9 protein-coding genes are annotated in these 11,322 nt (G+C 54.2%); 4 read left to right on the top strand and 5 right to left on the bottom strand.

Annotated features, from left to right (window positions below; genetic code table 11):
• Both CUC53_RS16730 and CUC53_RS16725 read left to right on the top strand, forming a co-directional pair.
• Positions 1–258 (top strand): PfkB family carbohydrate kinase (locus tag CUC53_RS16730; protein ID WP_236757954.1); only part of this gene is annotated, 258 nt, incomplete at its 5' end.
• Positions 258–1,280 (top strand): substrate-binding domain-containing protein, encoded by a 1,023-nt coding sequence (locus tag CUC53_RS16725; RefSeq protein WP_100295180.1) that lies wholly within the window; start codon positions 258–260, stop codon positions 1,278–1,280. The genes CUC53_RS16730 and CUC53_RS16725, both read left to right, overlap by 1 nt.
• A 22-nt stretch (positions 1,281–1,302) precedes the next feature.
• Here the strand turns inward: CUC53_RS16725 and CUC53_RS19480 are convergent, their stop codons facing one another.
• The 5 genes from CUC53_RS19480 to CUC53_RS16700 form a co-directional block, all read right to left on the bottom strand.
• Entirely contained in the window at positions 1,303–2,859 is a 1,557-nt protein-coding gene (locus CUC53_RS19480; protein WP_420808072.1) for a GGDEF domain-containing protein, read from the bottom strand.
• A 100-nt stretch (positions 2,860–2,959) separates the two neighbouring features.
• Positions 2,960–3,436: a putative pterin-binding protein gene (locus CUC53_RS16715; RefSeq protein WP_100295179.1), complete on the bottom strand. Its 477-nt coding sequence runs from the start codon at positions 3,434–3,436 to the stop codon at positions 2,960–2,962.
• Between the two features lie 112 nt (positions 3,437–3,548).
• Positions 3,549–4,322 (bottom strand): Sir2 family NAD+-dependent deacetylase, encoded by a 774-nt coding sequence (gene cobB, locus CUC53_RS16710; protein ID WP_100295178.1) that lies wholly within the window; start codon positions 4,320–4,322, stop codon positions 3,549–3,551.
• A gap of 63 nt (positions 4,323–4,385) precedes the next feature.
• Positions 4,386–5,027, bottom strand: coding sequence for a GNAT family N-acetyltransferase (locus CUC53_RS16705; protein ID WP_100295177.1), 642 nt, complete (start codon positions 5,025–5,027; stop codon positions 4,386–4,388).
• Positions 5,028–5,030: 3 nt separating this feature from the next.
• Positions 5,031–6,275 (bottom strand): response regulator, encoded by a 1,245-nt coding sequence (locus CUC53_RS16700; protein ID WP_100295176.1) that lies wholly within the window; start codon positions 6,273–6,275, stop codon positions 5,031–5,033.
• A 1,034-nt stretch (positions 6,276–7,309) separates the two neighbouring features.
• Here CUC53_RS16700 and CUC53_RS16695 point away from each other — a divergent pair.
• On the top strand, positions 7,310–7,843 hold the full coding sequence (locus tag CUC53_RS16695; RefSeq protein WP_157798311.1) for a hypothetical protein: 534 nt from the start codon (positions 7,310–7,312) through the stop codon (positions 7,841–7,843).
• A 143-nt stretch (positions 7,844–7,986) separates the two neighbouring features.
• Positions 7,987–11,322 (top strand): type I polyketide synthase (locus CUC53_RS16690; protein ID WP_157798310.1); only part of this gene is annotated, 3,336 nt, incomplete at its 3' end.

The raw sequence follows: 11,322 nt of genomic DNA, 5'->3' as shown, positions 1-11,322 counted from the left end.
TCGCAAGGGGTCTATTGCAGCAACGCCCAGCTGCAACAGCTTATCCCTGGCTTTCGAGTGGAGGCGGTAGACACCACTGCTGCGGGTGATACCTTCAACGGCGCCCTGCTGGCGGCGGAGTTGGCCGGCGCTGATTTCCACGCGGCGGTGCGCTTTGCCCACGGTGCCGCGGCGCTCTCGGTCACCCAGCTTGGTGCCCAAAGCTCCATCCCAAGCAAGCAAACGGTCGATGCCTTCCTGCTTGCGCAGGGGCGCTGATGGCAAATATCAAGGCCGTCGCTGCGCGGGCGGGCGTGTCAACCACCACCGTCTCCCACGTCATCAACCAGACCCGTTTTGTCAGCGATGCAACCCGAGAGCGGGTCTTCGCTGCCATGCGCGATCTCAACTATGCCCCGAGCCTAGTGGCTCGCAGCCTTAAGGTGAAGGAGACCAACAGTATCGGCATGTTGGTGACCACCTCCAGCAACCCCTTCTTTGCCGAGGTAGTGCGCGGGGTCGAGCGTTACTGCTTTGAGCAGGGCTACAACCTCATGCTAGGCAACACCGAAGGGCAGGCCGAGACGGCGCTGTCCTACCTCACCATGATGTTGCGCAAGCGGGTTGATGGCCTGCTGATCATGTGCAGTGAGGGGCAACAGGAGGTGTTTAACCAGCTTGATTGGCTCAAAACATTGCCGGTGGTGGTGATGGACTGGGGGATGGAAAGCAAGGATGTGGATCTTATCGCCGACAACTCTTGGCACGGCGGCTATCTCGCCACCCGCCATCTGCTGGCACTGGGCCATACCGCCATTGGCTGCATCACTGGGCCCCACCGCCGAGCCCCCGCCAGCCAGCGCCAGGCCGGTTTTTTACAAGCGATGCAGGAAGCAGGGATCACGGTCAATGCGCTGTGGATTCAGGAGGGCGATTTTGATTGTGCCAGCGGCTTTGCCGCCATGGCGCGGCTGCTGGCGCAACCGGTGCGTCCCACGGCCCTGTTTGTCTGCAACGACATGATGGCGATGGGGGCCATCAGCGCCGCCCATCAGGCAGGGCTGGTGATCCCCCGAGATCTCTCGATCGTCGGCTATGACAACGTGGCACTGGCAGAGTTTATGTCACCCCCGCTCACCACCATCAACCAGCCCAAGGAGGAGCTGGGACGCTTGGCGGTCACTCGGTTGCTGGCACGGATCAATGGTGAACAGGTGGCGAATAATATGATCACGGTAGAGCCAGACTTGATGATCAGGCAGTCAACTGCACCCTACCTCGGCCGACGCATCCCTCAATAACCATGCAACTGCACATCAGCGCTCATGCAGGGCGCTGCTGATCCTGCTGGTTATCCGGTGCGGGAAGCAGCCGGCCTAGCCCTAAGCGCTGCGCCAAGGGTTGCAACAGTAAGGTATGGCTCGAGGTATTAGGTAACCAATAGCGAATGGGCCACCCCTCTGCCAGCAACTCCACCGTGGCACTGCCGAGCTCACGCAGGGCAAGCGTACAACCTGCGCGTTTGATCTGAGCCAATAATCCCGCCTCATGGGGCAGACTCGGCAGCAGTAAAATCGGCATAGCGGCGCCATGTGCAGGTAAATGGGACAACACATGAACCAGCTGAGCGGGTGTATCAAGGGGGATTAAGAGCATGCTCCCTGAGGGGATTAACGGCTCTCGTTGCTGGAGCAGGTGCGCAATCACTTGCCCTAATATCCCCCCCTCATGCAGCCATTTCATCTCACAGGGGATCATGGCATCACGCCAACTGAGCGCTAATTGCCAAAGTGCTTCTCCCTCTTCTCGGTAAACGGGCACGGTTTGGATCACCAATGGTGACACCGCCATGCCCGCCAGCCAATCCCGTAGCTGACGTAACTGGTGCTGGGTGAGCAATTGTTGTTGGTACAAGGCGGGTTTAAACCAAACAACATCATCCACGGGGTCTTGCTTGGCTCTATTGAGCGCCAAAATAGCTTGCTCGTGTAAGATATCCGGCCGCTGTCCTAATTCTGCGCTTGCGACCCCCATCCGACACGCCAATAAAAAGCGGCCCTCTCGAGTGGTAAACTCAAAATGTAACAAGTGCCCTAAGGCTTGCAGGCGCACGTCAAGCTCGGGCTGCTCAGTACACACAATCACCGCGAACTCATCCCCACCTAATCGATAGGAAAAACCAGGCTGAAATTGCTGCAATTTATCTGCGACCGTCTGTAACAGACGATCCCCGACTTGATAACCTAATAAATCATTGACCTGTTTGAAGCGCTTTAGGTCGAGGACTACCAGGGTGAAGGGGCGATAGGCGGCGAGTAACTCGGTTAATTGCTGTTCTAATGCTCGCCGATTACCCAGTACGGTCAGCGGATCAAGCAGTGACAGACGACGATTGTGCATATTGGCCCGCAACAGGGCCAACACCAGCAGTACCCCCGTCAGCAGTAAGACCAACTGCCATAGCTGCACCCAAAATAATATGTGGCGGATCTTACTGACCGAGCTTTCCTGCTCCTGACCAGAGAGCAGCCGCTCGCCAATGGCCTGGATCTGATCCGTCGACGCTGAAATGTGCTGCTGTAAACGGGCTAGTTCGCTATTTTTCGCCAGCATCCCGCTGGTCATCTGCGGCTCTATCTGGCGGATCAACGCAAAAAGATGGAGCAAGACTTGGTCTAAACCATCACGCTTGCGGATCTCCTCCGTTTCACGGCTCACCAAGAAAATGTCCAGCCGATTCCAGAGCAGATCGTAAGCCAGACTGAGGCTACTTATCTTTAACTCACCTGCACGATAGAGTCGCAAACTATCCAAAAAACGCTGAGACTCCAGCATCAGCTGGCTCATATTCCAGTGGACGTTGCGGTAAAAGTTATCCACGAGTCGCTCTTGGCGTGTTGCAAATAAAGGCTGCATCCAGATGAGAAGAGAAACTGCGCGGTAATAACAACCAGCACTAGGTTGTGGCGTAAACGCTTCATCAATTAACAATCTCGATCCGTGTCACCTGCCACACCATGCTGTTGTGAATAGCTGGGATATCGAGTGTTGGGTGATCAGTAAAGGGAAGTAATAACCAGAGCGGTCCTTTATTACGGCGAGTGAGTGGCTGCCCATTCTCATAGCGCACTAGCGTCAAAGGCAGGTTGTCAAATTGGGTCAAATCCACCAGCTGCTGGTAGCCATTCAATCCTGATACGATCGCTTTTTTAGCGTCAGGAACACCATAAGCGGCCAATAGCGTTGCTAATGTAGGGCCCCGAAATTGGCGCGTACCCAGAGTCCAAGGGGTGGTTGTCGTAAACTCGATATGGGGCAACTTAGCCAAACTCGCTTCATCGACCGTACGCCACTGACCATCCGGTAACGCTAGCGTCATCAAGGCGGGGGCTGCCTGCAAACTAGCAGAGATCAAGATCAATAAAAAATAAGCAATCCATCGCTTTATGACAGTCATATCCTTCACACTAACAGTCTCTTAATGATGGCTGCCAGTGTGGCGACTTAAAGACCTGAATGCAACTGTGGGATTAGATAAAATATGAATGACTACAGCACGTTAGCACCGGTTAGTTGTCCCGCATCGCCATCCAGTCCTGAGCGCTGTTCGGCTTAGTCGGTTGTACACCGCAATGCTCGAGTAACTCATCCACAAACGCAGGCACCAGCAAGGAGGCGGGGCCGTAACGTTTCTCATCAAATTGGCTACTCACCTCGCTGTGCTCCAAGTTCAGCTCTAGGGTGTGGGCATCGTTCAAGCCAGCCTCGTGCACAAAACCAGCGGCCGGATAAACAGCGCCAGACGTGCCGATAGAAACAAACAGGTCACACTGGGCTAGGGCGCTGTAAATCTTGTCTAAGCCAAGGGGCATCTCACCAAACCACACCACATGTGGCCGCAAAGGCTGGGGGAACTGGCAACATGAACAGAGTTCATGCACTGCTAGATCGCCCAGCCATTCAATCACTTGCCCCGAATCAGGGCAGCGTGCTTTGAGTAATTCGCCGTGCATATGGATCAGGTTTTTGCTGCCTGCGCGCTCGTGCAAATTATCAATATTTTGCGTGACGACCGTCACTGAACCGGGAAAAATCCGCTCCAATCGCGCTAAGGCATAGTGTGCTGGATTGGGATGAATGTGAGGTTGTTGGAGCTGGTGGCGACGGGAGTTGTAAAACTGCTGCACTAATTTAGGATCACGTAGGTAACCTTCCGGTGTCGCCACATCCTCTATTTTATGGGCTTCCCACAAGCCATCAGATGCCCTGAAGGTCTTAATACCGGACTCGGCTGAAATACCAGCACCGGTCAAGATCACGATCTTTTTGACTGGCTTAACCATAAACAATGCCCTCGTTTCCCATCGGGATATCACCAGACCCTAACACAGGGAAGAAGCGCCGCTCTATTCGCCCTTGGTCTTAGGCTGCTGCCACGTTCCCTGCAAGATCCAACGGTCAAGCACCGTTAAATCGAGCCTGACAAACACCAACTCACGCCCCGTCACTAAAGTCAGGGGTAAACCAAGCGTCTTTAATAATCCCAGCATCGGCTGATTCTGAGCGAGGACTTCAGCGATCCACTCATTGATCCCTTCTGCGCGGGCGAGTAATGCCAATGCCAGCAAAATCCGTCTACCTGCCCCTCGTTGCTGGAAATGATCGGCAACAACACAGGAAAACTCGGCTCGCTCGGGGTGTTTTCGACGACGAATCGATTGTGCCATCGCCACCGGCGCCCCTCGATGGTCTAGCAGCATAAGACCCACTTGGTGAGCTGGGTTATAGGTCAGAAAGGGGGATAAGAGCGCTAACGATGGCGTACGCTTTGGCCCCATGAAGCGCAAGTACACGGTCTCTTCACTCAGCTTGCGATAGGCAGCCAAGACCTGACTGGGAACAGAATTCGAGAGCTCTTGTAAGAGGCAGACCTGACCGCCGACCATCATGGGTTGTGGTAAACAGGCGCGGCACAACGAGAGAGACCACCCAGCCAACGATTGCGCCAGACGGCTAGGCTGGGACGACCAACAAAAGTAGCGAGTCATTATTTACCAGCGTCCAATCACGCCTCGATCGGACCACACCTCACTATCGAGCAGATCAAACGGGTCATCCACGTAGAGGTCAATGCTCAGCTCCCTAGCGCGTGTGATAAAGCGACCCAATAGGGAGTCTGAGGTCAACGACTCCATATCGGCTAACATGCCATGTCCGAGTAGTAAGGCTTGCAAGGGAAGACGCTCAAGGAGCTCAAATGGGAGATGTTGCTGATTATCAAGCAGCAGGGCTAATTTACTACCGGCCAAACTGGCTTGCAGGACAAGAGCAAAACGTTCCACGGTTGTCAGCAGGTTATCACGTCGATGGATGAGCAACGTTAACTCACTGGGCTCACGTCCCCGCTGACTTAACCACGTTCTCAGCTGTTCCCAGCGAGCGGGTAATCCTGCCACGGCAAGCCAGAGTGGATCCTCCAATGGAGGATTAGAAAGTAGCGCCAGTTGGCCTTCAACATATCCATGCCAAGAACGGATGGTGCGTAATCCCCCCAAGCGCTGCTGCCGCTGCGGACCAAGATAAAGGCTTTTGAGCACGCGAAAAAGATCGTCCTTGGGCAGTGGTTTCGAGAAAGCCGCCATGATGTTAAATCCTGCATCATGCAATAGACGCCGAGCTGCATCGATGAGCGTTTGGTCGTGAGCCGATAATAATACGATAGGCAGGCGACTCTCTTGGTACTGAGGCTGATTCATCAGCACACTGATTGCATCATGCTCCGCCAAGCTCAAATCGCATACTAAAAGTTCGATGTGCTCTTCTGACAATACACGTACACACGCCGTCTCATCTTGAACCCAAGCGCAAGGCAACCCCATGGAGGCCAGCATCTGCTGAATTTGTGCGCCTTGGAACGGATGATCCTCTAACAGCAAGACCTGCGTACGGCTCAACCAATCACACCACTGTTGATAGCTATCCGCCAATCCGCCCAACCAGTCACTCTCAATGCTATAAACACCAGGATGTGAGCGTTGTAGATGAGGTAGATACGCCTTCCCTTCATGGGCGGCTGGCGCATAAAGTGCAATCGCTCCCGTTGAAAACAACCCATCCCATTGCCAGCAAGTATCTGGCCGAATGCGTCTCACACAGACATAAGAAGGCAAGCCAGCCGTACTGACGGATTCATACGCCACGCTATCTAATGCAAACAAGGTGATGGGGTAAAAACCAGGAATATCAGGCTCTTCCGAATCGAGAAGTGCCATTAGTTCTTCATCAGTGATGATCATGTAAAGCTCTCTTGCTCGGATGCTGGAAATACCTACAACCAGCCCGACACAACAGGGCTCACGCTGATGTCCGGCTGCTACTCTCGTGCAAAATGGAAGTGTAAATGGCCGCTATTTTGACGGCCTGAGTGACCTAGCGCAATCTGTCCTCGGTTTAATCATTATCCTCTTTCATGAAAATATCCATGCGACCAACTCGACGGCCACTGTGTCGCTATATCGGTGAAGGTTCCCCTATTGCTTGTACTCGTCACCATCGATTTCTATCAGCTGATCATCAACTGATGACAACGTTCAACTCGGTAGCCACCTCATGAAATTAAAATGTAAGCCCCGTCACAATATTGGTCACTCAGCCCATGAGACAGATGTAATAGCCGTCAAAATCATCAATAAAACGTCAATTAATAACATCAAGGACCTATTAAATTTGAGAACTTGTAATTGCAGCACCCTAATAAATTAAAACCTAATCAACTAGGATGTTCAAATCCCCCACATTGCCATATGTCTCACCAATCATATTAACACACCCAACACTACATGTTGGGAAAAATCCTACATAAAAGATTGATACACGATGGTAGCATACGAAAACTTAGCCATGCAAATCACATGGATAATGAATTTTATATGTAGCCTAAAAATATAATTTTTTTCAATAATAGATGGCCAGCACCGCATCAGTCTGCAAGCATGAACAAAGCGTCGTATATAAAGGAGGGATGTCTAATAATGCGACCTCGCCACCAACTTTAGTATTGATTAATACTGATTTGGTCTTGGTTTTACTTTCCTGTCGCGCTCAACAGTTCCATATCAAAATATATTTTGATGCGGTTAATAAAAGACACACGTATCTCTCAGATACCTAGCATAAGGACTTTTGTACAAAAAAGTATCTATTGTGGCGTGCTAATTAAGCACTCCCACCAAACAACAAAAAGCCTTATAAAACACACATAAATTAATAACATATGATGAAAATCGCATTTTATTTTATATAAAATACTATTGCGTGAGTTCATTTTAATATGCGTACGTTGAAAAAGCTGACGCTGAGAATGGCAAATCTGGATTGTCGCTCAGACCTTGAATCATATCAAAAATCCCTCTATCAAGCATTTTGTGAATATCCTGCTAGCCGTTTCGAAGGAATGTGGCAGGTATATTCAGAGCAGCAGCAAATTGTGACCAATGTCGCATATAGTGGTCAATGCATCTTATTTGCTGAATATGCGAATGAATTAATTGGTGCGCTATCTATCAACATGGATATGACTCATCAACTCCAAGCGGAAATGATGGGATTTACTATTCCAAACAAAAATCCAACAACCGCTGAAGTATTAGTATTGTTCTCTACCAAAACCATGGTTGGGCGCGATTTAGTGGTTGCCAAACTGATTGAATCTGCGCAGACCATCCTTCACCAGCATGGTATTAAACACCTGTGGGCAACCTGTCGAAAAAAACACTTACGCGGTTATCTCAGCTTAGGGTTTTCCAATAGAAATACCGTTATTTTTAACGGCGAAGAGAGATTTTTACTGGCGTTAAATTTATGAGTGTTAGGTCATGACATTTGTCGCTGGTTCATGGTCTATCACATTCCATTATCCGTCACATATTGTCGTACCACCTCTAATAACAGCGGTATGTGCTGCCGCAATATTTCAGCAATTTGATTTTCCATTTTTGGGAGTTCTTCATGGTTGATGTAGCGATCGTTGGCATTGGTTGTCGTTTTGCCGGTGGGGTTAACAGCCCTTCAGAGTTGTGGCAGTTTTTACTCAACAAAGGGGATGGCATGGTCGAGGTACCCGCCGAGCGGTGGAACCTTGACCGTTTTTATGACCCAGACCCAGACGTTCCCGGCAAAATGTATGTACGTCGCGGCGGATTCCTGACTGACTCGCTAGAAGCGTTTGATCCTGAATTTTTTGGTATCTCCCCCCGTGAAGCCTCCATCATGGACCCCCAACAACGACTGTTGCTGGAGGTGGCGCAAGAGGCACTGGATGACGCAGGTCACGCCGGCCGTGTGGCAGGCCGACCGGTCGGGGTTTATGTCGGTGGTTTTACCGCAGATAACATGGCGGCCCGTCACGCCCAATCGACCCGCCACGCCATCTCCATGCACACCCCCACCAGCAGCACCTACACCATGTTATCAAACCGCCTCTCGTTCGCGTTTGACTTACGTGGTCCCAGCATGACCATCGATACCGCCTGCTCCTCCTCACTGGTCGCCCTGCACGAAGCGGTGTCCGCGCTGCAACGGGCAGAAATCGAAATGGCGCTGGTCGGCGGGGTCAACGCCATGATCCGGCCAGAGACCTTCATCTCAATGTGTAAAGGCCACTTCCTCGCCCCTGATGGCCGCTGTAAAACGTTTGATAAACGCGCCGATGGCTATGCCCGTGGCGAGGGCGCAGGCATCGTCGTGCTGCGACCATTAGCCCAGGCCCAAGCCGATGGTGATCGGATCTACGCAGTGATCAAGGCAACCGGTGCCAACCAAGATGGACGCACGCCCGGTATCACGGTGCCCAACCCCGAGGCGCAAGCCGCCCTGATCCAAGAAGTGACTCAGCGCTCCGGTCTTGATCCAGCGCAGATCGGCTATGTCGAGGCTCATGGCACCGGCACGGCGGTGGGTGATCCGCTGGAAATGGCGGCGATTGGCAAGGAGCTGGGGGCGGTGGCAGGGCGCCATAGCCCCCTGCGGGTCGGCTCCATCAAGCCCTCCATTGGCCATACCGAAGCCGCGGCAGGGGTGGCCAGCGTGATCAAGACCGCCCTCACCCTCTACCATCGCACTATTGTGCCGCAGGGGTGGCTCGATGAACTCAACCCAGCGATCCCGTTTAGTGAGTACCAAGTGGTGGTGCCGTTACAGGTCGAGCCATTCCCGCCACAATATGAACTGCCCGCCGCCGCCATTAACGGCTTTGGCTATGGTGGCACTAACGCCCACGCCATTTTGGTGGCGCCGCCTGCGGCACTCACCGATGTATCTGCGCCACGCGCGCGCACCGAACTGGCACGCCTCTTCCCTATTTGTGGTCGTAATGAGGTCGGTGCCCGTAGCTTCGCCAAAGCGGTACTCAGTCAGGTGGCCAGCCAGCCATCGCTGACTGAGGTCGACGCACTGGTTGATCAACTCTGGACCCGCCCCGCGCACCAGCCCACTCGCTTTGCCGTGCCCTATGCTAGCACCGAGGATCTACTGGCCCGCTTGCGCGAGCTGGCCGATGGTAAGGGCAAAAGTAGCCAACGGATCTTGCCAGCAGGACGCCAAGTGGTGTTCGTACTCAGCGGCATGGGCCCACAATGGTGGGGCATGGCGCGCGAGTTAATTGAGCGGCCAGGCACATTTTCTCGGGTTGCCCACCAGATTGACGAGCAGTTTACCGCCATTTCCGGTTGGTCCATCCTCGCCGAACTGCGACAAGATGAAGCCCACTCGAAAGTCCACACCACCCAAATCGCCCAGACCGGTAACTTCTTAGTACAGGTTGCACTGGCGGCTGAGCTGGCCGAACTGGGCATTCATCCCGCCGCCATCGTTGGCCATAGCGTCGGTGAGGTGAGTGCCGCCTACCTCAGTGGCATGTTAAGTCTGCGCGAGGCGCTGACGGTCTCTTACCACCGTGCTCGCTTGCAGGCGGTGCAGGCTGGTACCGGCAGCATGTTGGCGGTTGGCTTGGCAGAACAACACGTACTGACCCGCTTACGCCAAACTCGAGGGATCGAGATCGCTGCCGTCAACAGCCCAGCAGGGGTGACGCTGGCAGGGGATACTCACGCCCTGCTCGACTTGGCTGAAGAGCTGACCCAAGAGGGGATCTTCAACCGCATGCTGAAGGTGGAGGTGCCCTACCACAGCCACCTGATGGACCCGATCCTCGCCGAGCTACGCACCGTCCTCCGTGATCTGCAACCTAAGTCCCCCACCCTTGCGCTCTACTCCACCGTGACCGGCGCCAAGGTGACCGGCAACGGGCACGATGGCTGGGGCGCCGATTACTGGCTGCAGAACGTGCGCCAATCGGTGCGCTTTGCCGATGCCATCGGCGCGCTGATTAGCGATGGCTTTAGCGCCTTCTTGGAGGTGGGCCCACATCCGGTGCTCTCTGGTAACGTGCGAGAGATCCTCGCCGCCCGTGGCGAGACCGGCCGCAGCGTCGCCACCCTCTATCGCAACCAACCCGATAGCGAGAGCCTGCGCACTCTGTTGGCGGAGCTCTATACCGTCGGAGCATTGGATGATCAGTTGCCTCCCGGCGGCTTACTGGGCGCGGTCCGCCATCAGGATCTGCCCCGTCACCTATTCCAACGGATCACCTTGTGGAGTGAAGAATCATCCGCTCGCCGCGATCGTCTGGGGGATGCGGGCACCAAGGTGCTACCCGGCCATCGGACCGAGGCACGTCAGCCCGAGTGGGAGTGTGATGTCAGTGTCGGGATGCTGCCTTGGTTACCCGATCACGTGGTGGCTGATGCCGTCTTGTTACCTGGCGCCGCCTATCTGGATGCCGCGCTGGCCGCGGCGGTCAACGTCACTGGGCGTGAACAACCGATACTAGAGGATATCGAGTTCATCGCTCCGCTGATGGTGGGCCAACACGAGGCGCCGATCTTGCGCTGCTCGGTAGATGAAGCGACGGGCCGTTTCCAGATGCAGAGCCGCAACGCCGATGAGACGGAATGGACCTTGCGTGCCAAAGGGCGGATCGTCAATGCCACCTGTAACCCCGCCATCGCCGAGCAAATCGCCGTGCTCAAGGGGGAATTGACCACCCAGGTCCAGGGGCGCGATCTCTACGACCAATTAGCACGCGCAGGATTACGCTACGGCCCCAGCTTTCAGCAAATTCAACAAGCGCGGGTTGGTGAGCATGCCGTACTCGCTACCCTCAACGGGCGGATCGCCGGGGATCGCCACCAGGCCCACCCTGCGGTGGTCGATTGCGCGCTGCAGTGTATGGCAACCTTGGCCGCAGGCAGCCACGCCGATGGCCCCGTGGTGCCCGCGGCGGTG

Origin of the sequence: Aeromonas cavernicola (genome assembly GCF_002795305.1) — a bacterium.
GTDB lineage: Bacteria > Pseudomonadota > Gammaproteobacteria > Enterobacterales > Aeromonadaceae > Aeromonas > Aeromonas cavernicola.
Note: the sequence above shows the minus strand (reverse complement) of the source record. Positions and strands in the feature narration are given on the sequence as shown.